Raw genomic sequence first — 24,541 nt, forward strand, 5'->3', positions numbered from 1 at the left:
CAGGGAGGAAAATATGAAATATACCAGACTTATCGGAGCATTCATGCTGTCGGCGGCCTTCACCGCCCCGGCAGCGGCTCAGGAAATCCGCTTCATGTGCAACGACGAACCTTTCTGCAAGGTTCTGGACGATCTGTTCACCGGGTTCGAAGCCGAAAATCCGGGTGTCGATGTGGTCACCGACATCGTTTCCTATGATGTCGTCCTGAAAAACCTGCCTGTCCAGCTGGCAGCGGGTGAAGGACCGGACATGGCCCGGGTGACCGACCTGGGCGGGCTCAACGAATATTATATCGATCTGGCTCCGTATGTGGATCGCGGTTACTGGGAGGACAGTTTCGGCGATACGCTTGACTGGTATCGCGTTGGCGCTGACGACGACGGCATCTACGGGATGCACGGGGACTTCACCATCACCGGTGCCTATATCAACAAGACGCTGTTCGATCAGGCGGGTGTGGAAATTCCGTCGGCGGACGCCGACTGGGACACATGGGCGCAAGCAGCCACCGCTGTTGCCGAGGCAACCGGGATCGAAGCTGCAATGGCCATGGACCGCTCCGGTCACCGGATCGCGGGCCCGGCCATTTCCTATGGCGCCAGAATCTTCGATGAAAACGGTGAGCCGATCCTCGTCGATGACGCCTTCCAGGAGTATGTGCAGAAATTCGTGGACTGGAACAACGACGGCGTCATGCTGCGTGATGTCTGGGCAGGGGCCGGTGGCGGAAGCTACCGCGATGCGGGCGCTGAATTCATCAACGGCACACTCGCCTACCTGTTCAGCGGCAGCTGGCAGACGCTGAACTTCGACCAGAAGATCGGCGATCTCTTCGACTGGCAGGTGGTTGGCTCGCCGTGCGGTGCAGGCGGATGCAGCGGCATGCCCGGCGGTTCGGGTATCGTTGGCTTCAAGCACACGAAACATCCCGAACTGGTGGCGAAACTGATCGACTATCTCGCGCAGCAGGACGTTTATGCAGAACTGACGTCCCGGACCCGGTCCGTGCCGGCCCACTACGGTGTCGCAGCCGCGGGCGTGGACTACCAGGATGTGTCGGCGCCGGCCGCCGCAGCGCTGAATGCCTGGGGAGCACAGGTCGAAAAGCTGTCTCCCATCGCTTTCGCCTATCAGGGTTACAAGAACAATCGCGCCATGTTCAACATCACGGTGCAGCGCGTGACCCAGGCAGTCGTCGGTGAATATTCAGTCGATGAGGCGATGGAGCGTGCCAGGGACGACCTTGCCACGGTGCTTGCCGAAACGGCGAAGTAAGCCTCGGTCAATCATCCTTGGAGCCGCCCGGCCAATCGGGTCGGGCGGCTCTTTTCGGCACACTGGGGTATGGGATGCTGAAACTTTTAAATCCGATCATGCGGCTGGTCGAAATTCCGTTTCTGCTGGTGCAAAAGCGGCTGGGCATCGGCATGACGGCCTGGTTGTTCCTGGCGCCCAACCTGGCCCTGTTCAGCCTGTTCACCTTCCTGCCGATCATTCTCAATTTCTCTTATGCGACCACGGGCGGGGAAGCGATTCTGCTGCGCGACCGTCCCGATGTCGGCTTTCAGAATTTCGGCAATCTGCTCGAGTGCGAAAACGTGCTGGACCCGAGCAGCTGCCGTAACGACCTGTTCTGGCGCGCGGTCTGGAACACGGTCTGGTTCGTGGTGTTTCAGGTCGGCATCATGGTCATTGCCGCGCTTGCCACCGCGATTGTCCTGAACCGCAAAATCCGCGCGCGCGGCCTCTTTCGCGGCGTCTTCTTTTTCCCCGTCCTGCTGTCTCCGGTGGTTGTCGCGCTGATCTGGAAATGGATCCTGCAGCGCAATGGCCTGCTGAACGCGGGTCTGGAATCCCTCGGGTTTGAAACTATCAACTGGCTGATCGAGCGTCACTGGGCCTTCTTCTGGTCGACGTTCATCTCGATCTGGGCGCATATGGGCTTCTACACGCTGATCCTGCTGGCCGGTCTGCAGGCCATTCCCCAGGACGTCTATGAAGCCGCGCTTATGGATCGTGCATCGCCGTGGCGCTGCTTCCGCAGGATCACCCTGCCGCTGCTGTCGCCGACCCTGCTGGTCGTTCTGGTGCTGGCGCTGATCAAGGGGGTGCAGACGTTCGACGAAATCTATGCCTTCACCGGCGGTGGTCCCGGATCGGCGACGACACTCATCATGCAGTTCATCTATGAAACCGGATTCGGAGTTCAGCCGCGTCTGCTCGGTGTGGCGGCCGCTGCGGCGATCATGCTCGCAATGGTGCTGATTTTCCTGACGGCCCTGCAGTTCTGGATAAACAGGAAGAAGGTCGATGGCTAGAATTGTAGCATTTCTTACCCGGACCAGGGCTGGCAAGGGCCGGATGGACTGGACCGACTGGGTCACATACGGATACCTGCTGTTCGGCATCGTGCTGATGTTCGGGCCGGTTGCCTGGCTGCTGCTGTCGTCCTTCAAGACCGGCGCCGAGCTGGAACGTTTTCCGCCGAGGCTGCTTCCCGTCGCGCAGGACACACTGGTCGTCGAAAGCTACGACGAACCGTTGCCGCTGTTCAAAATGATTGCAGGAGACCAGGAAGGTCGGACACTCGCCCAGATCCGGCGCGTCGGCCTGATCGCCCAGATGGTTGATCCGGCCGAGCCTGAAACGCGGCTCAAGGTGAATGTGGCGGACCGCGAGCCGATCGAGCGGATTGCCTTCGCGTGGAACAACTATACCGATCTTTTCGAGAGGCTGAATTTCCCGCTTTATCTCTGGAACTCGACGGCCATCACCCTGACGGCCACCGCGATCATGCTGGTCATCAATTCCATGGCCGCGTTCGCCCTGTCGAAATACAAGTTCCGCGGCAAGCTGACCGTTCTTGCGCTGGTCATCGGAACGCTGATGGTGCCGGGAACCGTGCTTCTGGTTCCGACATTTCTTCTGGTGAGCCAGTTCGGCATGGTCAACACCCTGTGGGGCGTCATTATCCCGGGGGCCGCGACACCGACCGGTGTATTCCTGTTGCGGCAATACATGATCACCATCCCGGACGAGATACTCGACGCGGCGCGCATGGACAGCGCCAGTGAATGGAAGATCTTCTGGCGCATCATCATACCGCTGTCGGCGCCGGCCATCGCGGTGCTGGCGATCCTGGCCATCATGTGGCGCTGGAACGATTTCCTCTGGCCGCTGATCGTGCTCAGCGAAAACGACAAGTTCACCCTGCAGCTTGCATTGAATTCGTTCCAAGGGGAATTCCTGACGGACTGGGAGAAGCTGCTGCCGGCAACGGTGTTGACGCTGCTGCCCGTCGCTATCGTCTTCATGTTCCTGCAGAAATACATCGCGACAGGCATTGCATCGACCGGCGGGAAATAAGCCGGGACAGCCTCCACCCATCAGAACAAGCCAAAGCGGCTTTGAAGCGCCGGCCGCAACGGGAGTAGACTATGGCGAATATCGAACTGCGCAACGTCGTTAAACGGTTTGGCGCGCTGGAAGTCATCAAGGGGGTCGATCTTCGGATCGAACACGGCGAATTCTGCGTCTTCGTCGGACCATCCGGCTGCGGCAAGTCCACACTGTTGCGCATGATCTCGGGGCTCGAGGACATCACAGGCGGCGAGGTCCTGATCGACGGCAAGCCGGTCAACAATGTGTCCGCGGCCGAACGCGGCCTGTCGATGGTTTTCCAGTCCTATGCGCTCTATCCGCACATGTCGGTGAGGCAGAACCTGTCCTTCGGCCTCGAAAACGTCCGCACCCCGAAGGACGTGATCGAAACCAAGGTCCGCGACGTCGCGACGATGCTGCAGATCGACCAGCTCCTGGAGCGGCGGCCGAAGGAACTGTCCGGCGGCCAGCGCCAGCGCGTCGCCATCGGCCGCGCCGTGGTGCGCGAGCCGCTCGGCTTCCTGTTCGACGAGCCCTTGTCCAACCTCGACGCCGAACTGCGTGTCGAAATGCGCGGCGAAATATCTTCGCTGCACCGGCGGCTGGGCAATTCGATGATCTACGTCACCCATGACCAGGTCGAGGCCATGACCATGGCCGACAAGATCGCGGTTCTGCGCGCCGGTCTGGTCGAGCAGTACGGCCGACCGCTGGAGCTTTACAACCGCCCGGCAAATCTCTTTGTCGCCGGGTTCATCGGCTCACCGAAAATGAACTTCCTTGAGGGCCGGATTTCCGCTGACGCTCAAACTGAGATCGTTCTGGACTCCGGCGAACGCCTCAATGTTCCGGCGGGCAAGTTCTCCGGCGGGCCTGACCAGCGGGTGACCATAGGCATCCGCCCGACGGATCTGGATCTGTCCGAGGACGGGATCCGGCTGGATGTCGGAGGGGTCGAACAGCTTGGCGGCGAATCCCACATCTTCGGAACGACCGCGGATGGCCGCAAGCTCACCCTGCACGCACAAGGTCAGACGCCGGTTGCCATCGGAGAGGAAATCCGGATCTCTGTTCCCTCGGACAGAATGCATCTGTTCGACACCCAATCCGGCAAAACCCTCCTGTCAGCGTGAGCGCACGCAGCAAGCCTCTCTGCAAAGGGTGGTGACCGCCGAAGCCGGCTTAGCCGCGCAGGTCTGGCAAGCCGATGCCGGTGCTTTCGAAACCGCCGTCGGAGGCGACGATCTGGCCCGTGACATAGCTGGACTTGTCGCCGCAGAGGAAGACGATGACTTCGCCGATCTCGTCTTCGGAGCCATAACGGTTCAGCGGAATGGCATCGTGATAGGCGGCGATGATCGCCTGCGAGTGGACGGCCATGGCCAGTTTGGTGCGCACCGGGCCCGGGCAGACGCAATTGGCGCGGATGCCGTATTCGCCGAGTTCCGCCGCCTGCTGCTTGGTCATGTGGATGACCGCCGCCTTCGATGTTCCGTAGGCAACCCGCAGCGTTGAGGCGCGCAGGCCCGAGATGGACGCGATGTTGACGATGGCGCCGCGGGTTTCGCGCAAGGCCGGAATGGCGGCCTGGGACATCAGGAACACCCCGTCCAGATTGGTCTCCATCACCGTGCGCCAGCGCGCGAAAGTAGTGTCTTCAATCGGCCCGAAGTCCGCGACGCCCGCATTGTTGACGAGAGCATCGATCTGCCCGAAATGCTCCAGAACATCCTTGTAGAGCTGGTCCACGGCCTCGGGGATCGACACGTCACAGACAAAGGCCCGGGCGCCGTCGAGGTCCGCAGAGGCTTCAGCCAGAGCAGGCGCATCGCGATCGATCATGGCGACGTTCCAGCCGTCGCGCAGGAAGAGCTTCGTGGTGGCAAGACCGATGCCGCGGGCCGCGCCGGTCACGAGAGCGAGTTTCTGTGTCATATGAAATTTTTCTCCCAGAAAATTCAGAGTGCGGCGTTGCCCATGAGGATCGACATGCCGCCGTCGACCGGAAGATCGACGCCTGTGATGAAGCCGGCCGCGTCGGACGCCAGAAACAGGGCAGCCTCCGCGACATCCCATCCCGTGCCCTGACGCTTCATCGGCACCTGGGCCGCACGCGCTTGCGCCACCGCCGCGCCGTCGCTGGAGGTGGCAACATGGGCATGCACATGCGGCGTATCGATCATGCCCGGCGCGACGGTGTTGGAGCGCACGCCCCGGGCGGCGTATTCTGCCGCGACGCTGCGCGACAGGCGGCTGAGCGCCGCCTTAGAGGTCTCGTAGCCGACATAGGCGTAAGGGCCGTTCAGATGGGCCGCAAGGGTCGTGATGTAGACAATCGCGCCGCCGCCCTGTTCCAGGACCGGCAGGGCGGCCCGGGTGACATGAAAGGCGGCATCCAGGTTGACGGCGAACACCTTGCGCCAGTCCTCAAGTGTCGTGTCGGCGATGCCGCCACGGGTGCTGATCCCGATGTTGTAGTGAAGGATGTCGAGCCCGCCGTAGGCGTCGACGGCAGACGTCACGGAGGCCTTTGCCACCTCTGGATCGGTCATGTCCCCGATGAAGGCAGCGGCTGTCCCGCCCTCGTCGCGGATCAGCTCGGCGGTGGCGTTTGCGGCTACATCGCTCCGGTCGACGACCAGAACCTTTGCACCTTCTCGGGCATAGAGAACGGCTGCGGCCTTGCCGTTGCCCCATCCGGGGCTGACGGACCCGCCGCCGATGACAAGGACGCGTTTGCCGGCGACGCGGCCTGTTTGTCCGGTTTCGCTCATTGCATCACCTGATCCGGCAGCCACAAGGCGATATCGGGAAAGGCGACGACGAGACCGAGCAGAACAAGCTGCACGATCACGAAGGGAATGATGCCCCGATAGATGTCGCGCATTGCCAGCATGTTGCCTGCCGCTCCCTTGAGGTAGAACAGCGCGAAGCCGAAGGGTGGAGTTAGGAAACTGGTTTGTAGATTGAGCGATACCAGAATGGCGAACCAGTAGATCATCTGCGCCTTGTCGACATGGTCGCCCAGATCCATCAGCGGAACGATCGGTGCGAAGATCGGCAGCACGATCAGGGTGATCTCGATCCAGTCGAAGAAAAACCCCATGACGAAGATCATCGCCATGATGGAGATCAGCAGACCCCAGTCGCCAAAGGGCAGCGCCCGGGCCGTGTCCACGATGAAATGTTCTCCCCCGACCTTGCGGAAGATGTAGGAGAAGGCCGTGGCACCGACGAAGATGAAGAACAGCATCCCCAGCGACGTCACCGATCCGTCCATGGATTCCCGCAGTGTCACCCGGTTCAACCGGCCGCGCAGCAGGCCGATCAGCAGGGCGGCCACGACGCCGACGCCTGAGGCTTCGGTCGGTGTGGCGAAACCGCCGAGAATGGAGCCGAGCACGGCGGTGATCATCAGCAGCGGCGCCAGGACTGACTTCAGTGTTTCAAGCCAGAGCCCGCTTTTTTCCGCGGCGGTCAGCGGCGGAGCCTTGGGAGCAAGCGAGGGCTGAAGAAACGATCGGGTCACGATGTAGATCACGTAGCAGGCGGCCAGAAGCAGGCCGGGCAGAAGCGCCGCGACGAACAGCCGTCCAAGCGAAATCGACAGCAGGTCCCCCATGAAGACCAGCATCACCGAAGGTGGAATGAGGATGCCGAGAGTGCCTGCGGAAGCGACCGTGCCGGCGGATAGCCCCTTGTCGTAGCCGTTCTCGAGCATGGTGGGCAGGGCCAGCATCGTCAGCATGATGACGGAGGCGCCGATGATGCCGGTGGCGGCCGCCAGGATCGTCCCCATCAGGACGACCGCCAGGGCAAGGCCGCCGGGAACGACCCGCATCAGCCGCTGCAGGGTCAGCAGCAGATCTTCGGCAATGCGGGTCTTCTCCATGATCAGGCCCATGAAGATGAACATCGGGGCCGCGACAAGGACCGCGTTGTCGATGGTGCCGGAGAAGATCCGGTTGGGCAGCAGGGTCGCATGAACCAGGCGCATGTCGCCGGTCCAGATCGCGAGCAGCCCGAAAATGAGGCTCGTTCCCATCAGCATGATCGCCACCGGCGCCCCGGAGAACAGCAGCACGATCAGCGAGAGGAACATGGCGCCCGGCAGGATCGCGGAGATCGTCTCGATCATGGATCAGGTCTCCCAGGGGCTTTGCAGCATGTCGGGCCGGCGAAGGGCGACAATGACCTTGAGGAGGACGGCCAGCCCGCCGGATATGGTCAGCAGGGCACCGATCGGGATCACCGACTTGATGATCCAGCGGTTCGGCAGGCCCACCCCGCCGGAGCTGCCTTCTCCGCGCTCGAAGGAGCGCAGCACGAAGTCATATCCGAACCAGGTCAGCAACAGCATGAAGGGAATGAGGAAGGCGACGATGGCCACGACCTCCAGCCACAGCCGGGTGTCCTGGCGCATGTTGGCGGAGAAGATGTCGATCCGCACATGGGCGTTGGCGAGATAGGTCCAGCCGAAGCAGAGCACCGCGATCGTGCCGTGAATGTGCCACTCCAGCTCCTGGAGCTTGAAGGAGCCGGTTGAGAAGAAGCGCCGGCCGACAACGTCATAGAGAATGACAGCCGCCAGAACCAGCAACAGCCAGCCGCACAGTCTTGCCGCCAGACGGCAGGGAAACGCCAGCAAATCGGAGAGCCGCAGAAGTGTGTTCATCAGAAGTACCTTGGGTCCGGCCTCAAGTGTGGCCTTGCATCCGGCGAGATGGCGCGGGACAACAGCCGGAAAGGCCGGGCGCGGGGCGCCCGGCCTTTCGGATTATTTCAGGTAAGCAAGGTCGGACCATTCCTGGAAGTTCTTGCGGAACTCCGACAGGCTTTCCCATGCACGCTTGAAATCCGGATCGGCTGCGGACTGCTCGACGACAACTTCGTCCCAGGACTGACTGAAGGCGGCCATCATCTCGTCGTTCCACTGATGCACCTGGACGCCGGCGGCCTTGAGGTCTTCCAGCGGCTGCAACTGCTTGGCTTCCCCTTCGGCGGCGGTCAGGGCGACATTGGCCTGACAGGCCGTCTGAATGACGGTGCGCTGCTGGTCGGACAGGCCGTCCCAGACATCCTGGTTGACGATGAAGGTGATCAGCGACGTCTGCTGGTGCCATCCCGGGAAGTAATAGTGGGAGGCGTACTCGTTCATGGCGACCGCCTTGTCGATCAGCGGGAACGAGACTTCGGCAGCGTCGATGGTGCCGAGACGAAGACCGGTCAGCGTGTCGGCGACAGGCATGGACTGGGCTTCCACGCCGAGCTTGCCCATCACGGCCGCGCCAAGACCGAAGACGCGCATCTTGATGCCCTGAAGGTCTTCCGGCTTGTTGATTTCCTTGGCGAACCAGCCGGAGGCTTCCGGCACCAGAATGGCGCAAAGTTCGGTGTGGATGTTGTACTCGGCCGTGATGTCGGCCCACAGTTCATTGCCGCCGCCATAGTACCACCAGGCAGTATAGGCGCGCACATCCGGCCCGAAGGGAACGGCGGTGAAGATCGCCGCGGACGGAATGATGCCCTGGGCGAAGCCGGGGCTGTACCAGCCAGCGTCCACCGCCCCGGTGGAGATCGCGTCCCACATCTCGTTTCCGCCGACGATGGCGCCCGGCTCGTTGAATTCGATTTTCAGCTCGCCGCCGGTCAGGGCTTCCACCTGTTCGGTCAGGCGAATGCCGCTATCTCCCAAGAGGGGAAGGGATGAGGGGTAGACGCTCTGCATGACAAGCGTTTCGGCCTGAGCGGCGACCGAAAGTGAAAGCGCCGCGGCAGCGGCAAGTGCAAAAGTCTTCATCGGATTTTCCTCCCGTTTGCGCGTTCATCTCTGGTGAATGCCACCGTCAATTTTCAAGTAGTATCCATATTATGGATGATATCGCGCTTGTAAGCGTAGCGTCATGAAACAAAAAATGTAAGGGAAAATTTGCAATCTGTTGAATTGTAGGAAAAAGAGAGACAGAATACGGAAGCTGAAAAGAGATTAGTATCCACAATATGGATAGTGCAATGCAACAAAAAGAGGTGGAGCCGGGCGGGGCGCAGAGTGTCGATCGGGCACTCGGCCTGCTGTCGGCAATCGCCCGGGCAGGCGGAAACGCCGTATCGATCAACACTCTGGTTGAGCAAAGCGGGCTGAGCCGCCCGACCGTCCGGCGCATGCTGCTGGCGCTCATCCGGGCCGGAATGGTCGAGCAGGACGAGGACAGCCGGTCCTATGCCCTGGGGCCGGAAAGTTATGTCATCGGTCTGATGGCGAACCGGCGGTTCGATCTTCTCGATCTGGCGATTGACAGTCTTGGCGCGCTGGCACGGGAGAGTGAGGACACCTGCTTTCTGTCGATCCGGCGCGGACGTCATTCGGTTTGCCTGCACCGGGAGGACGGCCCCTTTCCCATTCGCACTTACGCCCTTCAGGCCGGGCAACGACATCCGCTCGGGGTTGGAGCCGGTGCAATGGCGATCCTGGCGGCCCTGTCCGACCGGGAAGTGGACGACGTGATCGCCGACAACGCGCAAACTCTCGCGAGCGGGTATCCGGGCTATACGCTGGAGCTTCTCCGGGAGCATGTGAAGGAAACCCGGGAGCGCGGCTGGTCCGTCAATCCCGGGCTTTATCTGCCCAATTCATGGGCGGTGGGCATTGCGCTCATGGCCCCGAGCGGAGAACCGATCGGGGCCCTGTCCATCGCTGCGCTGGACACGCGTATGCAGCCCGACCGCCAGCTCGAGATTGCCGGTCTTCTGAAACGTGAAAAACGCACGATAGAAGCGAAGCTGAACAGAAAACTGGAATTCAACAATCCGGGCACGGCCTGACCGGCCTGCCCGGACGCCCGGGAGAAACAAGATGAACCATGCTCAGATTGTGGGTTGGGCCCACAGCAAATTCGGAAAATCCGAAACACCGGGCCTGGAAGGCTTGATGGCCGAAGTCGTGCCTGCCGCGCTGGAGCATGCCGGTGTTGGCGCGACCGACGTCGACGGCATCTTCGTCGGTGTCTTCAACAACGGGTTTTCCGCCCAGGCATTCGAGGGCGCGCTGGTCGGCATGGCGCTCGACGACTTGCGCAATGTGCCGGCCGTGCGCCTGGAAAATGCCTGCGCAACCGGCTCTGCCGCGCTCTATGCGGCGATGGATTTCATCGCTGCGGGCCGCGGCAAGGTTGCCCTGGTCGTCGGCGCGGAGAAGATGACCGCCGTTCCCACGTCCCGTGCCGGCGACATCATGCTCAGCGGCTGCTACCGGGAAGAGGAAGACCGGGTGGATGCGGGGTTCGCCGGCATCTTCGGCAAGATCGCCCAGACCTATTTTCAGGAAAACGGCGACCATTCCAGAGAGTTGGCGATGATCGCGGCCAAGAACCACAGCAATGGCCTCCGCAACCCCTACGCTCACATGCGCAAGGACCTGGACGCGGACTTCTGCAACACGGTCACCGACAAGAATCCGCTGGTGGCCGGCCCCCTGAGGCGGACAGATTGTTCGCTGATCTCCGACGGCGCCGCAGCCCTTGTCCTGGCAGCTCCGGATGTGGCGGAGACCCTGGATCGGGCCATCGGCTTCAGGGCGCGCAACCAGGTGAACGATGTCCTGGCCCTGTCGCGCCGTGACGTAACCGAATTTGCCGGCGCGCGGGCAGCATGGAAAGCCTCTCTGGAAGAGGCTGGCCTGTCCCTCGACGATCTGGATATGGTGGAAACCCATGACTGCTTCACCATTGCCGAGCTTCTGGAATATGAGGCCATGGGGCTGGCCGGGCGCGGCCAGGGGGGCCGGGTCGTTCGCGAGGGGATCACCGCGCGCGACGGCAAGCTGCCGGTCAATCCTTCCGGCGGGCTGAAGTCGCGGGGCCATCCTCTGGGGGCCACCGGTGTCTCCCAGCACGTGATGGCGGCAATGCAGCTGGCGGGCGAAGCCGGAGACATGCAGCTCCCCGATGTCGGGCTGGCCGGTGTCTTCAACATGGGCGGTGCTGCCGTCGCGAATTACGTGTCCATTCTGGAGCGGGTAAAATGAGTTTCGAAACCGCCAATCGGGACACGGCCCTTCCCTGGTCGACCCGCACCTCGAACATCGCGCATTTCCTGTCCCGAAATGCGCGCCGCCTCGGAGACCGCCCGGCGATCATCTGGGACGACGACCGCTGGACATGGCGGGAGCTGGATGCCCGCGTATCGTCTCTCGCCATAGCCATGCGTGAGGACTTCGGCATCCGTCATGGGGATCGGGTGCTCGTTCAGTCGCCGAACAACAACCAGATCATCGAGATCATGCTGGCCTGTTTTCGGATTGGCGCGGTCTGGGTGCCGTCCAATTTTCGCCAGGGTGCGGATGAAGTCGCCTATCTGGCGCAAAAGGCCGGCGCGGCGATGATGTTCTGCGAACAGGGCTTTCCGGCCCACGCCGCGGCCTGCCGCGCGGCCCTGCCGGACATGGTGGAGGTGGTTGCAATCGGCAACGCGGATTTCGGGCCTTCCTACGAAGCCCTGATCGCGAAGAACCTCGGCAAGGACATGCCCAATGCCGATGTCGACCGCGATGCACCCTGCTGGCTGTTCTTCACCTCCGGCTCTACCGGGCGTCCCAAGGCCGTCGTTCTCACCCACGGTCAGCTGACATTCACCATCGTCAATCACCTGAACGACCTGATGCCGGCCTCCACGCCGGAAGACGTCAGCCTTGTGGTGGCGCCTTTGTCCCACGGTGCGGGGATGCATCAGCTGACTCAGCTCGCCGTCGGCGCCGTCAGTGTTCTGCTGCCGGCAGGCCGGTTTGACCCGGCTGTGGCCTGGGAGCTGGTGGCGCGCCACAAGGTGACGAACATGTTCACCGTGCCGACCATCGTGAAGATGCTGGTCGAGCATCCCTCCGTCGACGAGCATGACCACGGCAGCCTGCGCTATGTCATCTATGCCGGCGCGCCGATGTACCGGGAAGATCAGAAGTTCGCCCTGCGCAAACTGGGCAAGGTTCTGGTCCAGTATTTCGGTCTGGGCGAAGTCACGGGCGCGATCACCGTGCTGCCGCGTCATGACCATCATCTTGAGGATGGTCCTCAAGCCAGGGTCGGAACCTGCGGAATCGAACGCACGGGCATCCAGATCAGCATTCAGGACGAAGACGGCAAGCATCTGCCGCCCCTCGCCAGCGGTGAAATCTGCGTGACCGGCCCCGCAGTCTGCGCCGGCTACTACCAGGACGCGGAAGCCAACAAGAAGGCTTTCCGCGATGGCTGGTTTCGCACGGGGGATCTCGGCCACATGGATGCGGAGGGCTACCTCTACATCACCGGACGTGCATCGGACATGTACATCTCCGGCGGCTCCAACGTCTATCCGCGCGAGGTGGAGGAGCTTCTCCTGACCCATCCGGCGCTGAAGGAGGTCGCGGTGCTCGGCATTCCCCATCCGAAATGGGGCGAGACCGGACTTGCCGTCTGTGTTGCCGAAGAAGGGCAGGAGCTGGACGAGATGTCGCTGCTGGCCACGCTGCATGGCCGCCTGGCGAAATACAAGCTGCCGACCCATTTCGTCTTTCTGTCCGACATGCCGAAGACCGGCTACGGCAAGATCACCAAGAAGCTCATTCGCGAAGAGCTGACCGCACGCGGTTTGATGCCCGTGCTGGAGGGCACCTCATGAGCCGGTCTCACCTGATCCGGCATCCGGGACCGCCGACAGTGCCGCGCCGGCATGTGGTGAGCGGCTCCGCCGAACCGCTTTCCTTCAGCCTCGGCGAAGGGGCGATGCTCATGACCGCCATTGCCGAAGTCATGGACGCCGCCGGGTGCGACAGCGCGGTGGTCCGCCTCGACGGGCTGGTCATGGGGCCGTACAAGTTCGTCATGCCGGACACCTCCCCGGACGAGGAGCATGTCGCCTGGTACAGTCAGACCCACGACGGGCAGGGCGCGACCCTGACACAGGGGACCGCGATTGTCGGCAGGCGGAACGGCGAATGGTTTCTGCATTGCCATGCCATCTGGGACGATCCGCAACACGGGCGCCGCGCCGGTCATCTGTTGCCCGACCAGGTAACGATTGGCGCCGATTATTCCGGCGACGGCTACCGGTTCGATGGTGGTTGTTTCGATGTCACCGAGGATGCGGAAACGAATTTCTCCTTCTTCCGGCCCCGGAAGCTGAGAGACACGCCTGCCATCAATGCCGCCATCGTCTCGCTTGCGCCCCATGAGGATCTGTCGACCGCCGTTGCCGAGCTTTCCGGCGAACTGGAACTTGGCAATGCGGTGGTTCTGGGGATCGGAAGTCTGATCGGGGCCGATTTCACCGATGGATCCTCAATGGAATCGCCGATTTCGGAAGTTCTTTTTCTCAACCGGGCGCGGGCGGCCGGACCGGACGGGTCCTTCCTGCCGACCTTCTGCGTCGATCCGGACGGCAATTTCTTCGAAGGCGATATCCTGCCCGGCAAGGCGCCGATCTGCGTCACCTTCGAGATGATCCTCGTTGCCGGTTAGGGTGTGGACCTTCTTGACCGGCACCTTCATGTTTTTACCGGCCCAGACCGGCGATGCCGGGGCAGGCAATGACGTCAGGCGCTGGAACCGCCCACGCTGAGCTGCGGCGCGATTTCTATACGGACCGGGTCATTTTTACCTGATCGGCCCCCTCGCAGCAGGGAAACGATCAGCTCGCCGGCGGACCGGCCGATTTCGGCCGGATGCGGGTCGATGGTCGTGAGGGTCGGAAAACAGACGGCGGAAATATCGTAGGCGCCGAACCCGGCGATCGCAATGTCTTCGGGCACCCGGACGCCCTTGCGCGCGCATTCCGTCAAGGCGCCGAAAGCAGAGAGATCCGACACGCAGATCACCGCCTCGGTGTCGGCATGATCCCGCAGCAGGCGGGACATGGCATCGGCACCCTCGCGCATGGAGATCGGCGGGTCACCAACACTGATCAGCCGATCCGGCGACAGACCGTGGTATTTCATCGCGGCGACGAATCCGCGCCTGCGATCGGCTCCCCGCGTGTCGCCGTTCGTGTCTCCCCCGAGAAAGGCGAGACGCTTGCGACCTGAAGCAACCAGGTGCCCGACCAGATCATGCATTGTCGTCGCATTGGAAAATCCGACAACGTGGCCGATCGGATCTTCCGGCAGATCCCAGGTTTCGATCACGGGGATCTGCGCCCGCCGCAGAAGCTCGCGTGTTCTCCCGGTGTGCCGCCCGCCCGTCAGGACAATGGCCTCGGGCCTGCGCCGGAGGAACTGCTCGACGATCTCCTCCTCCTCGTGAACGTCGTAGTTGCTGTAGCCCAGCAGCACCTGCAGGCCTGCCGGTTTCAGCGCGGTCGACAAGGCTGCGGTGGTGTCGGCGAAATTCGCGTTGTTGAGGGAGGGGATGATGACGGCCACGAAACCGGTTTTCTGGGTCCGGAACGTGGCGGCATTGCTGTCGAAGACGTAGCCGAGCTCCTCGGCGATGCCAAGAATACGCTTTCTCGTGTCTTCACTGACGGAGGCATGCTGCTTGAAGGCGCGGCTGACGGTCATGACCGAGACGCCCGCCTTTTGCGCGACGTCCTTCATCGTTGCAATACGTTGCATTCATCCCCTCTCGCGAAGTCCGGCGAGCAGGTCCGCGATGATCTGCTCGCGTGGTTGGTCGATGGAAGCTTTCACGGAAAGCTCATCAGCGGCCGGAGGCTCCAGCGTCGCCAACTGGCTGTCGAGAAGGGCGACGGGCATGAAGTGACCCGTGCGGTGCTTCATGCGCTCCACGAGCACTTCGCGCGAGCCTTCGAGAAACAGAAAGGTGACGGGACGGCCCGCCTCCTGGGCAATGCGTTCGCGGTAAACCCGCTTCAGCGCGGAACAGGCGATGACAACCGGTCCCTCGGTGTCGAGCTTTCGGCCGACCTGGTCGAGCCACGGCTCCCGGTCGGTATCGTTCAACGGTTCCCCGCGGCTCATCTTGTCGATATTGGTCTGCGGGTGCAGGTCGTCGCCGTCGATGAAGCGGCCACCGATGGCTTTGGCAAAGCTTTCTCCGATTTCGCTCTTGCCGCAGCCGGAGACGCCCATCATCACATAGGCGGTCATTACAGCGACACCGAGATGCCGCCGTCCACATAGACGGTGGTTCCGTTGACGAAGGACGATGCCTGGGAGGCCAGAAAGATGCAGGTGCCGATCAGCTCGTCCACCTTGCCCCAGCGCCCTGCGGGCGTCCGTTTGGCCAGCCAGGAGCTGAATTCCGGATCGTTGACCAGCGCAGCGTTCAGCGGCGTGTCGAAATAGCCCGGTGCCAGACCGTTGCACTGGAGACCGTATTTGGCCCAGTCGGTCGCCATGCCTTTGGTCAGGTTGGCAACGGCCCCCTTGGTCGCCGTATAGGGGGCGATACCGGGGCGGGCGAGCGCGGTCTGAACCGAGCAGATGTTGACGATCTTGCCCTCTCCCCGGGAAATCATGTGCCGGGCGACCGCCTGGCCGACATGATAGACCGAGGCAATATTGGTCTGCAGAAGGCGCTCGAAGGCATCGGCTGGAAACTCTTCCAGCGGCGCGCGGTGCTGCATTCCGGCATTGTTGACCAGAATATCTATTACCCCGGTCTCCGCCTCGAAGCCGTCAACGGCTTTCCGGACGGCCTCATGGTCGGTCACGTCGAAAACCAGCTCGTGAACGGTGAACCCTTCAGCCCTCAAGGCCGTGGCGGCATCATTGAGCTTTGAGGCGTCGCGGCCGTTCAGAACGATTTCCGCACCGGCCCGCGCGAGACCGCCGGCGAGGGCAAAGCCGATCCCCTGCGACGAACCGGTTATCAGGGCCCGCTTTCCGGACAGATCGAACAGGGACAGGCTCATCGGGTTTCCTCCTCACGAAACGAATTGACAGTTGGAATTCTTATGTTATCGATAACAATCAATGTCAACCGCGAAGACTGTGAGCCGAGATGAAGTCGATCGTCATTCATGCCGCCAGGGATCTGCGCATCGAGGACTGCACGGTCGCCACGCCCGGCCCGGGGCAGGTGCATATTCAGCTTGCTGCCGGCGGCATCTGCGGCTCCGATCTGCACTACTACAACCACGGCGGTTTCGGTCCCATCCGGCTGAGGGAACCGATGATCCTCGGCCACGAGGTCGCCGGCACCATCACCGAGCTGGGCGCGGGTGTGGAAAATCTCGAGGTTGGCCAACTGGTTGCCGTATCACCGTCGCGTCCCTGCGGTGACTGCCGCTTCTGCAACGAGGGCAGTCACAACCAGTGTCTGAACATGCGCTTTTATGGCAGCGCCATGCCGTTTCCGCACATTCAGGGCGCCTTCCGCCAGAGCCTTGTCGCCGAAGCGATCCAGTGCGCGCCCGCCGACGGTTTGACGGCCGGCGAGGCGGCGATGGCCGAGCCGCTGGCCGTCTGCCTGCACGCCACCCGCCGCGCTGGCAGCCTGCTGGGCAAGTCGGTGCTCGTCACCGGCTGCGGTCCGATCGGGATCCTGTGCATTCTCGCCGCCCGCCGCGCCGGTGCCGACCGGATCGTGGCGACGGACCTGAGCGACTTCACCCTGGCCAAGGCGCGGGAAGCCGGGGCGGATATCACCGTCAACATGGCGAACGACCCCAACGGTCTCGATCAGTTCCTGCCGGACAAGGGCACCTTCGACGTGCTTTATGAGTGTTCCGGGGCCGCGCCCGCCCTCACGGCGGGCATTGCCGCCATGCGGCCGGGAGGCCGGATCATCCAGCTCGGGCTGGGCGGCGACATGAGCCTTCCCATGATGGCCATCACCGCGAAGGAGCTCTCCCTCATGGGATCGTTCCGTTTCCACGAGGAATTCTTCACGGCGGTCAGCCTGATGCGGAAAGGTCTGATTGATGTCAAACCCTTCATCACGCAGACCTTTCCGCTGGAAGATGCGGTCACCGCCTTCGAGATCGCCGGTGACCGCACGCAGGCCGTCAAGACCCAGATCTCTTTCGCCTGAAATGAAGCCATGCGAGTGAGGCGGATTGGCGGCATCCACGCGGTTCCGGGTCCGGTCCGGCGGTGTCCAATACGTCCATAAAATCTGGTTTTATCGCTTTATTGCCTCCGGCATGTCTGCTTCGTGCGACACCTTCCGGCAAGGCTCAAGCGGGTCTCGGCAGAGCAGTGTCATTGCTCCGCGGCTTTCAGGGGCTCGGTTGGCTGGTTCATGTTTCCCGCAATCGCCGACAATGGAATGGGCGACTTTGGCGATGCCTGCCCCTTGGGTTGGGCCGCAATCTGGCTTGCGATGCGTGCGGCGCCTATTCCGGCGGCATGAAAGAAACCCTGGAAGTACAAGCTGTACCCGGTGAACCAGAGGCCCGGGTTCCTGGGGTCCGCCTGGCCCAGCGGGTGACGCGGATAGCCGTTGGCGTCCAATGCGCCGAGGTGGCCGAATACGGGTTCCAGTCCGGCCCGGTATCCGGTGGCACAGATGACCACATCCGGATCGAGCTTGCGCCCGTCGAACAGCTCCACGCACTCCGGCTGGAAGCCCTTGGTCTCCGCGACAGCTTCGAAGCGTCCCGATTTAAGCGCGGCAACGAACCCGTCGTCGAGGGCGAAGGTTATACCCTCCTTGAACAGGCGCGTTCCTCCGCCCACTGCGTGGCGGCGCAGTCCGTATTTGCGCAAATCACCAAAACACAGGCGTTGCATCATCGCGAAGGTCGGGTCCAGCGACCAATGTGGGAGGCATGCGAACAGGTTTGCCAGACGATGCAGCGGAAACCCGCAGATCCGCGACGGCAGGATGGACGGGCCGTGTCTGACGGAGACCCAGACCCGCGCAGGATTGGTGCGTGACAGATGGTTCAGGACATCGGTGCCTGAATTTCCGGCACCGATGACCAGCACTTTTTTGCCGTCATAATCCTGCGGTTTGCCGAAATCGGCAGAGTGGATGATCTGACCGCCGAAGTCGTTCAGACCCGGCCAGTCCGGAAGGCTTTTCAGCCGTTCCCGACCGGTTGCGACGATCAGGTGCGCGGCCCGGAAGGCCCCCTTGCTGGTCCTGATGTGCCATATACCGGCATCGCGATGCACCGCGAGAACGCTTGTATCGAAGCGGATCTCCGCATCCAGGTTGTCCGCGTATTCGCACAGATAATCGACAACCGAAGTCCTGGGCAGGTAGGTGTCCCTGGCGCGGATCGCGAGGCGGCCGGGAAGGCGCGCAAAGTGGCGGTGAATGTTCAGCCGTAATTGCGGGTGACGTGCGCGCCAGGGCGCTGCGACGCGGTCCGATGCCTCCAGAATTGTCACCGGAATATTGCGTTTGCGCAGTTCCGTTGCTGCGGCAAGGCCTGAAAGACCGGCGCCGACAATGATAACATCCCTTGTGTGATTAACGTCCATTTCTGAAAATCCTGAAGTGTCCTGAGGTCAAAATACGCCCTCGTATTGCCGGATACTTCGGGATCCTGATATGCTCGCAACAGCTCCAATCGGTGATAATCGGACATTTCCATGAAGAGGAAGGCGTTTCAGACCGTTGTGCTGACAATGCCTTGCGTCGGCACGTCCACGGCCTTCAGCATCGTCGACGCATTGGCGTCAGCGGGGCGCGACTGGGAAATGCTGCATGGCACTGAACCCAATTCGCCGGTTTTCGAAGCGAGGCTGCTCTCTGCGGACGGCAAGCCCTATACCGACGTCAATGGACGCCGGATCACGCCGGACGGGGCGCTGCGGGACTGCAGTCGGCCCGATATCATCGTCGTACCCGACCTGCATCTCGATCCCCAGGCCCCACCTCCCGACGACGTCATGCAGCTGGTCCCGTGGCTTCTGGAGGCCTATTCGCAAGGTGCGATCATCACATCGGTGTGCTCAGGCGCCTTGCTGCTTGCCGCGTCGGGTCTGCTGGATGGACTGGATGCAACCAGCCACTGGGGCTTTTGCGACGCCATAGCCCGGCGGTTCCCTGAAGTCAGAATGCGGAAGGAAAGGATTCTCATCCCGGCTGGTGAAGGGCACCGGATCGTGACCGCGGGCGGGGCGTCGGCATGGGGGGACCTTGTGCTTTATCTGGTCGGCCGGCTTGCCAGCCAGGAAGAAGCCCGGCGGCTGGCCAGAGTCTATCTGCTGCAACCGCATGCGGACGGACAGCTGCAATATGCTTCACTCGTTGCAGGCGCCCAGCATGACGACAGGCTGATCGGCGAAGCCCAGATATGGGCATCCGAAAATTACGCCGCACTCACGCCGGTTGCCTTGATGGCGGCGCGGGTCGGAATGAACGAACGCAGTCTCCTGCGCCGGTTTCGCAAGGCGACAGGCCAAACGCCGTTTGAATACATCCAGACGCTCAGGATCGAGGAAGCCAAGCAAATGCTCGAAACGACGGATACGTCTATCGAGGATATTGCCGCTGAAGTCGGCTACACCGAACCATCCAGTTTCCGCAACGCATTCCGCAGATATGTCGGAATGCCGCCCTCTACATATCGCAAGAAGAGACTGCTGCCTGCCGCAGTGCCGGCGCGCCGGACCGCATCCGGCGCTCTTTCCCCGGGCAACCTGCGAACTTGAGTGACCGGTTGGCGTCAGCCCGCCTTGTCACGGATTGCCGAGCGTCTCCGCGATCATCGCGTGGACCTTGTGGGTCCGGGCGGGCAGGATGCGGGCCTTGCGTTGAATCAGCCAGAGCTCATGGCGCGCCGGGTGCGGGAGTGGCGCGATCGACAGTCTGTCGCGTCCGGGGTAGGCATCAACCGCGCTCCGGGGAAGGATCGTATATCCCAGACCCCGGGCAACAGGTTCGGGAATCTGGCCTATCTGGTTGATGAAACTGCGCTGCCGAAGCCGGTCCGCGCCGGGATAGTCATTCGGAAAATTCGCCGCGAGCAATTCGTCGGCATAGGCGTAGCCATCCGGATGCGCGATGAAGCCGAGCGTTTCTAGGTCCGCCATCGTCTTCGGCATGGTGCCGGTCTTCGGAACGATCAGGCACAATTCCTCATGGCCGATCCTGTCGCCTTCCAGCCTGGCATGGCGCGGCGCGTGATCGACGATGCCGAGATCAATGGCGCCGCCTGCCACGCCCTCCAGGACGCGGGAGCGCGGCATGGCCTCAAGCCGGATAACCAGCGCCGGCGCCGCGGACATGAGATCCAGAAAAAGCGGATAAAGCAGCAGGGCGAGGGATCCGGAACAGGCAATCGAAACCTCGCCGGTATCCGGATCGTCATTCTGCACAGCGTCCCGGAGTTGCCTTTCCTCGATCTGACGCCTGCGGCCGATGTCCAGAACCGCCTCCCCGGCAGGGGTCGGGATGAAGCTCTTGCCGTCTCGGGACAGAAGCGGTTGGCCAACCTGCTGTTCGAGCTTTTTCACATGTTGGCTGACACCGGGCTGCGTCATGTTCAAAGCCGAGGCGGCACGGGTGAAATGCCCGAGGTCGCAGAGGGTCACGAATGTTTCCAGCCAGACCGCGTTCAACATTGCGTCAATTCCATTTTGTTATCATTTCCATATAAAATGATAATTTGGATGGCAAGTTTTTCCAACACATATTGGCAGCAACAGAAAGCGAGCCAGTTATGACCCAAACAACCCCCAGAACATTCTCTCATATCGGATTGTCCGTGCCGGATCTCGACAAGGCGGTCGCCTTCTATCGGGACGTGATGGGCTTTTACGTGATCATGGAACCCACCGAAATCGAGGAGGACGACAGCGCCATCGGCGCAATGTGCAATGACGTGTTCGGCCCCGGCTGGAACAAGTTCCGCATCGCGCATCTGGCCACCGGCGATCGCATCGGCTTCGAACTCTTCGAGTTTCCGGACAACTACCAGCCCGAGGACAATCTTCCACATCGCCAGGTCGGCCTGTTCCACTTCGCGATCCAGGACCCTGACCTGGAAGGCCTGTTGAAGAAGATCCTTGCAGCCGGCGGCCGGCAGCGCATGCCCGTGCGCGAATATTTCCCGGGAGAGAAGCCCTATCGCATGGTCTATGTCGAAGACCCCTTCGGCATCGTCTTCGAACTCTATTCCCACAGCTATGAGCTCACGTATTCGGCAGGCGCCTACGAGTGAGTGCTCATTTGGGGGGCTGATGGAGATATTTGAGACCGCCCCGCCGCGATCAGGTCTCAGATATCCAGTTTTTCCAGAAAGGCCAGCGGTTCCGGCTGGCAATATGTCGCGATCATGTCGATACGGCTGAGCGAGCGGTCGAGCGAGATCTTCAGATGATCGGCAAGCGCGTCCGCCGCCTTGCCGGGGTCGCCCGCCTGCAGGTGTTCGACGATCTCCAGATGCTCCGGCAGGAACGGTTCGACCTCGAACATCTCGTTGGTATGGCGATACAGGAAGCGGTGCGCGATGATCAGCGACTGATGCGTGTGGATGGTCTGGATCATGGTGGCGTTGCTGCCATGGCTCAGCAGCTCGACATGCATCTCGTTCTCAAAGCGGTCGAGGTCCGCGCTGCCAAGATTGGCGGCGTTGGCGAGCGCCTCCTCCAGATTGCAGCGCATCCGCGCAAGCAGCGATGGCGGCACGTTCGGGGCGGCGTTTTTCAGCGCGGCGGGTTCCAGCACCCAGCGCATTTCATAGAGTTCGCCCACATGGTGGGGCGTCAGCGCCGGCGCGAACCAGCGCGAGCGGTCATCCTTGCGCACCAGGCCGGCTTGCTGCAGCCGGGCAAGGACGTCGCGCGCCACGGTCCGGCTTACATGATAGGTCCGCGCCAGCTCGGTCTCGACGATCCGCCAGCTGCCGATTGCGATCCGTGAGATGATTTCAGCTTCCACCTGGTTGTAGATCCGCTCCCAACTGGACGCCGATACGAGCCGCTGAAGTTCCGGCGGCGCCTGGGAAACCGCTTTGTCGTCGGGGTCTCCGCAGACGACGAAGCCTCTGCCCGCCGCTTTTTCGACAAGTCCGGCCTCCTGCAGCTGGAGGAGGGCCTGACGTGCCGGGGGTCTGCTGATGCCGAAGCGCGCGGCTATTCCCGTCTCGTTCAGATGTGACCCCGGGCCGAGCGTCTTTTGCCGGATCTCCTCTGCGAGGATCTGGAAGGCGCGCTCGTAGAGGCGGGGCGCAGCTCCCGTAATCGGGTCGCAGCCGGCTTCCTGAAGCAAATGGTCATCCGTGGCAGGCGGTTCTGCGATCTTCCCGGCTCCCAGATTCAATCGATTTATGTGTGCGCTGACGATAGCCAGAATCGCCCTCCTTTGGCAATTGCGGAACGCTCAAAATCCAGGGCTGAACGCAAAGGGATGATTTCCGACTTGTATAACATCTCCTTGAATGTATAGTGTGCACATTATACATTCGGATGTTGAGCACAAGGCGAAGGGCACGAGGCATGTCTGAGAGGCTGGCCGGAAAACGGGCTTTTGTAACAGGCGCGGGTCAGGGAATCGGACGAGCCACGGCACTGGCTTTCGCGCGTGAAGGCGCCGAAGTCATAGCCGCCAGCCGCACGCTGTCAAAAATGGAAGACCTGCCCGCTCTGCACGGCGCCATCACACCGCTGGCGCTTGACGTCACGGACGCAGACAGCGTGCAGGAAGCCGTTTCGAACGCCGGCAGGGTCGATATCCTGTTCAACTGCGCTGGCTGGGTGCACAACGGAACGATCCTGGACTGTTCACCGGAGGACTGGCTGAACAGCTTCGACCAGAACGTCACCTCGATCTACCGAACCATCAGGGCGGTCTTGCCCGGCATGCTGCAACGGGGATCCGGGTCCATCATCAATGTTGCCTCCGTCGCTTCCTCGATCACCGGCGTGGCCAACCGTGCAGCCTATGGATCCAGCAAGGCGGCGGTCATCGGCCTGACAAAGAGTGTGGCGCGTGACTTCATAAGGTCGGGTGTCCGGTGCAATGCGCTGTGTCCGGGCACGACCCTGTCTCCATCGCTCGAAGCGCGCATGCAGGCCACCCCGGATCCGGAGGCGACGCGCCGCGAATTCACTTCGCGCCAGCCGATGGGCCGGTTGGGAACCGTGGAGGAAATGGCGTCGGCGGCGGTCTATCTCGGCAGCGATGAATCGAGCTTCACCACCGGTACGCTAATGGTCATCGATGGAGGGCAGACGCTGTGAACTCCAGCACGCCGGTCAGCGAAATCGAGGCTCAGCGCATCGCCCTTGAGGACCTGGGCGCCTTCAGCACATCCGTGCTGTCCGCTGCGGGGGCGAACATGGAAACGGCATCGGCCGCGACCCGGTCCATGTTGCACGGGTCCCGGCTGGGAATCGACAGCCATGGCATCCGTTTGCTGCCACACTACGCAAAAGCCATCAAAGGCGGCCGTGTCAATGGCAATCCGCGGCTGGAATTCGACTACCGGGCGGGCGTCGTCGCCACCCTGAATGCCGGTGATGCGCATGGGGCGCTTGCCGCTTATGAAGCCATGAAGGAAGCCGTTTCCATTGCCCGGTTCAACGGCATGGGAGCGGTTGCCATACAGCGCAGTTCGCATTTCGGGCCAGCCGGTGCCTATGCGGTCGAAGCGGCAAGAGCAGGAATGATCGGGCTGACCTTCTGCAATTCCGATGCCTTCGTTCGCCTGCATGGCGGTGCCGAGCGCTTTCACGGCACCAACCCGATTGCCGTGGCGGCGCCCAGCGGGGCAGACGATCCCTGGCTGCTCGACATGGCGACCAGTTCAATTCCCTATAACCGCATCCGCCTTTTCGAAAGCCTCGGCCAGCCTCTGCCCCGGTCGGTGGCTTCGCTCGCGGACGGGCAGGACACGCAGGATGCCTCGCAGGCGGTCATGCTCGCTCCGCTCGGCGGTGAATTCGGCTTCAAGGGCGCCGGTCTGGCGGGGCTGGTGGAGATCTTCAGCGCTGTTCTCACGGGCATGAACCTGAGCTCGGAAATCCTGCCCATGGAGGGGGAGGACATGTCCACACCGCGCTACATGGGTGCCTTCGTGATGGCGCTCGACCCAGCCGCATTTCTCGATCCGGCGGCATTCGAAGCGGGTATGCGCCGCTACCTGCACTCGCTGCGCAATTCGCCGACGGCGGCGAGCGAGACCGTTCTGGCCCCGGGCGACCGGGAATGGGCCGAAGCCGCGCGCCGCGACAGCGAGGGCGTTCCCATCGACCCGAAGACCGAATTGGCTTTCCGCACGCTCGCGGAAGCCTACGGCGTACCGTTTCCTGAAAGGACAGGCACGCCCTGA

At 62.1% G+C, this 24,541-nt stretch carries 24 protein-coding genes; 13 read left to right on the forward strand and 11 right to left on the reverse strand.

The genetic code is table 11. The features are described from left to right. Positions 1 to 13: 13 nt before the first annotated feature. The 4 genes from Q1B40_RS00200 to Q1B40_RS00215 all read left to right on the forward strand — a co-directional run bounded on the left by Q1B40_RS00200 (position 14) and on the right by Q1B40_RS00215 (position 4,515). Entirely contained in the window at positions 14 to 1,276 is a 1,263-nt protein-coding gene (locus tag Q1B40_RS00200) for an ABC transporter substrate-binding protein (RefSeq protein ID WP_299808225.1), read from the forward strand. 74 nt (positions 1,277 to 1,350) lie between these two features. After that, complete coding sequence (locus tag Q1B40_RS00205; protein WP_299808228.1) at positions 1,351 to 2,319, forward strand: carbohydrate ABC transporter permease; 969 nt, start codon at positions 1,351 to 1,353, stop codon at positions 2,317 to 2,319. After that, positions 2,312 to 3,367, forward strand: coding sequence for a carbohydrate ABC transporter permease (locus Q1B40_RS00210; RefSeq protein WP_299808231.1), 1,056 nt, complete (start codon positions 2,312 to 2,314; stop codon positions 3,365 to 3,367). Before Q1B40_RS00205 ends, Q1B40_RS00210 begins: the two co-directional genes overlap by 8 nt. 71 nt (positions 3,368 to 3,438) lie before the next feature. Then, a complete protein-coding gene (locus Q1B40_RS00215; protein ID WP_299808234.1) occupies positions 3,439 to 4,515 on the forward strand; it encodes an ABC transporter ATP-binding protein in 1,077 nt (358 codons plus the stop codon). Between the two features lie 49 nt (positions 4,516 to 4,564). Here the strand turns inward: Q1B40_RS00215 and Q1B40_RS00220 are convergent, their stop codons facing one another. From Q1B40_RS00220 to Q1B40_RS00240, 5 genes are all read right to left on the reverse strand, one after another. Next, positions 4,565 to 5,317, reverse strand: coding sequence for an SDR family NAD(P)-dependent oxidoreductase (locus Q1B40_RS00220; protein ID WP_299808237.1), 753 nt, complete (start codon positions 5,315 to 5,317; stop codon positions 4,565 to 4,567). Positions 5,318 to 5,340: 23 nt separating this feature from the next. Further along, positions 5,341 to 6,156, reverse strand: a complete 816-nt coding sequence (locus tag Q1B40_RS00225; protein WP_299808240.1) for an SDR family NAD(P)-dependent oxidoreductase — start codon at positions 6,154 to 6,156, stop codon at positions 5,341 to 5,343. Continuing rightward, the gene (locus tag Q1B40_RS00230; RefSeq protein WP_299808243.1) at positions 6,153 to 7,520 is read right to left on the reverse strand and encodes a TRAP transporter large permease subunit; all 1,368 of its coding nucleotides are present in this window, start codon (positions 7,518 to 7,520) and stop codon (positions 6,153 to 6,155) included. Before Q1B40_RS00230 ends, Q1B40_RS00225 begins: the two co-directional genes overlap by 4 nt. Before the next feature lie 3 nt (positions 7,521 to 7,523). Then, positions 7,524 to 8,057: a TRAP transporter small permease subunit gene (locus tag Q1B40_RS00235; protein WP_299808246.1), complete on the reverse strand. Its 534-nt coding sequence runs from the start codon at positions 8,055 to 8,057 to the stop codon at positions 7,524 to 7,526. Positions 8,058 to 8,159: 102 nt separating this feature from the next. Next, on the reverse strand, positions 8,160 to 9,182 hold the full coding sequence (locus tag Q1B40_RS00240; RefSeq protein WP_299808248.1) for a TRAP transporter substrate-binding protein: 1,023 nt from the start codon (positions 9,180 to 9,182) through the stop codon (positions 8,160 to 8,162). A 212-nt stretch (positions 9,183 to 9,394) separates the two neighbouring features. Here Q1B40_RS00240 and Q1B40_RS00245 point away from each other — a divergent pair, with 212 nt between their 5' ends. From Q1B40_RS00245 to Q1B40_RS00260, 4 genes are read left to right on the forward strand one after another with little or no spacing between them, the layout of a single operon-like run. Then, entirely contained in the window at positions 9,395 to 10,204 is an 810-nt protein-coding gene (locus Q1B40_RS00245) for an IclR family transcriptional regulator (RefSeq protein WP_299808251.1), read from the forward strand. Between the two features lie 31 nt (positions 10,205 to 10,235). Beyond that, complete coding sequence (locus tag Q1B40_RS00250; RefSeq protein WP_299808253.1) at positions 10,236 to 11,405, forward strand: acetyl-CoA acetyltransferase; 1,170 nt, start codon at positions 10,236 to 10,238, stop codon at positions 11,403 to 11,405. Further along, complete coding sequence (locus Q1B40_RS00255) at positions 11,402 to 13,030, forward strand: acyl-CoA synthetase (RefSeq protein WP_299808256.1); 1,629 nt, start codon at positions 11,402 to 11,404, stop codon at positions 13,028 to 13,030. The genes Q1B40_RS00250 and Q1B40_RS00255 overlap by 4 nt, the downstream gene beginning before the upstream one ends. Then, a complete protein-coding gene (locus Q1B40_RS00260; protein ID WP_299808259.1) occupies positions 13,027 to 13,869 on the forward strand; it encodes a hypothetical protein in 843 nt (280 codons plus the stop codon). The genes Q1B40_RS00255 and Q1B40_RS00260 overlap by 4 nt, the downstream gene beginning before the upstream one ends. Positions 13,870 to 13,943: 74 nt before the next feature. On the opposite strand, the gene Q1B40_RS00265 is transcribed toward Q1B40_RS00260, so the two are convergent. From Q1B40_RS00265 to Q1B40_RS00275, 3 genes are read right to left on the reverse strand one after another with little or no spacing between them, the layout of a single operon-like run. Then, entirely contained in the window at positions 13,944 to 14,960 is a 1,017-nt protein-coding gene (locus Q1B40_RS00265; protein ID WP_299808262.1) for a LacI family DNA-binding transcriptional regulator, read from the reverse strand. After that, complete coding sequence (locus Q1B40_RS00270; RefSeq protein WP_299808265.1) at positions 14,961 to 15,455, reverse strand: gluconokinase; 495 nt, start codon at positions 15,453 to 15,455, stop codon at positions 14,961 to 14,963. Continuing rightward, a complete protein-coding gene (locus tag Q1B40_RS00275; protein WP_299808268.1) occupies positions 15,455 to 16,222 on the reverse strand; it encodes an SDR family oxidoreductase in 768 nt (255 codons plus the stop codon). Before Q1B40_RS00275 ends, Q1B40_RS00270 begins: the two co-directional genes overlap by 1 nt. Before the next feature lie 89 nt (positions 16,223 to 16,311). Here Q1B40_RS00275 and Q1B40_RS00280 point away from each other — a divergent pair, with 89 nt between their 5' ends. Beyond that, on the forward strand, positions 16,312 to 17,343 hold the full coding sequence (locus Q1B40_RS00280; RefSeq protein ID WP_299808271.1) for an L-idonate 5-dehydrogenase: 1,032 nt from the start codon (positions 16,312 to 16,314) through the stop codon (positions 17,341 to 17,343). Positions 17,344 to 17,513: 170 nt separating this feature from the next. On the opposite strand, the gene Q1B40_RS00285 is transcribed toward Q1B40_RS00280, so the two are convergent. Continuing rightward, the gene (locus Q1B40_RS00285; RefSeq protein ID WP_299808274.1) at positions 17,514 to 18,743 is read right to left on the reverse strand and encodes an NAD(P)/FAD-dependent oxidoreductase; all 1,230 of its coding nucleotides are present in this window, start codon (positions 18,741 to 18,743) and stop codon (positions 17,514 to 17,516) included. A 111-nt stretch (positions 18,744 to 18,854) separates the two neighbouring features. Between Q1B40_RS00285 and Q1B40_RS00290 the strand changes: the two genes are divergently transcribed. After that, positions 18,855 to 19,919: a GlxA family transcriptional regulator gene (locus tag Q1B40_RS00290; protein ID WP_299808277.1), complete on the forward strand. Its 1,065-nt coding sequence runs from the start codon at positions 18,855 to 18,857 to the stop codon at positions 19,917 to 19,919. A 27-nt stretch (positions 19,920 to 19,946) separates the two neighbouring features. Here Q1B40_RS00290 and Q1B40_RS00295 read toward each other — a convergent pair whose 3' ends face one another. Next, positions 19,947 to 20,831 (reverse strand): LysR family transcriptional regulator, encoded by an 885-nt coding sequence (locus Q1B40_RS00295; RefSeq protein WP_299808280.1) that lies wholly within the window; start codon positions 20,829 to 20,831, stop codon positions 19,947 to 19,949. A 98-nt stretch (positions 20,832 to 20,929) separates the two neighbouring features. On the opposite strand from Q1B40_RS00295, the gene Q1B40_RS00300 reads away from it, so the two are divergent. Next, complete coding sequence (locus Q1B40_RS00300; RefSeq protein ID WP_299808283.1) at positions 20,930 to 21,430, forward strand: lactoylglutathione lyase family protein; 501 nt, start codon at positions 20,930 to 20,932, stop codon at positions 21,428 to 21,430. Between the two features lie 56 nt (positions 21,431 to 21,486). Here the strand turns inward: Q1B40_RS00300 and Q1B40_RS00305 are convergent, their stop codons facing one another. After that, a complete protein-coding gene (locus Q1B40_RS00305; protein WP_299808286.1) occupies positions 21,487 to 22,479 on the reverse strand; it encodes a GntR family transcriptional regulator in 993 nt (330 codons plus the stop codon). 227 nt (positions 22,480 to 22,706) lie between these two features. Between Q1B40_RS00305 and Q1B40_RS00310 the strand changes: the two genes are divergently transcribed. Both Q1B40_RS00310 and Q1B40_RS00315 read left to right on the forward strand, forming a co-directional pair. Next, entirely contained in the window at positions 22,707 to 23,450 is a 744-nt protein-coding gene (locus Q1B40_RS00310; protein WP_299808289.1) for an SDR family oxidoreductase, read from the forward strand. Further along, positions 23,447 to 24,541 (forward strand): Ldh family oxidoreductase, encoded by a 1,095-nt coding sequence (locus Q1B40_RS00315; protein ID WP_299808292.1) that lies wholly within the window; start codon positions 23,447 to 23,449, stop codon positions 24,539 to 24,541. Before Q1B40_RS00310 ends, Q1B40_RS00315 begins: the two co-directional genes overlap by 4 nt.

Origin of the sequence: uncultured Roseibium sp., from assembly GCF_947496995.1 — a bacterium.
GTDB lineage: Bacteria > Pseudomonadota > Alphaproteobacteria > Rhizobiales > Stappiaceae > Roseibium.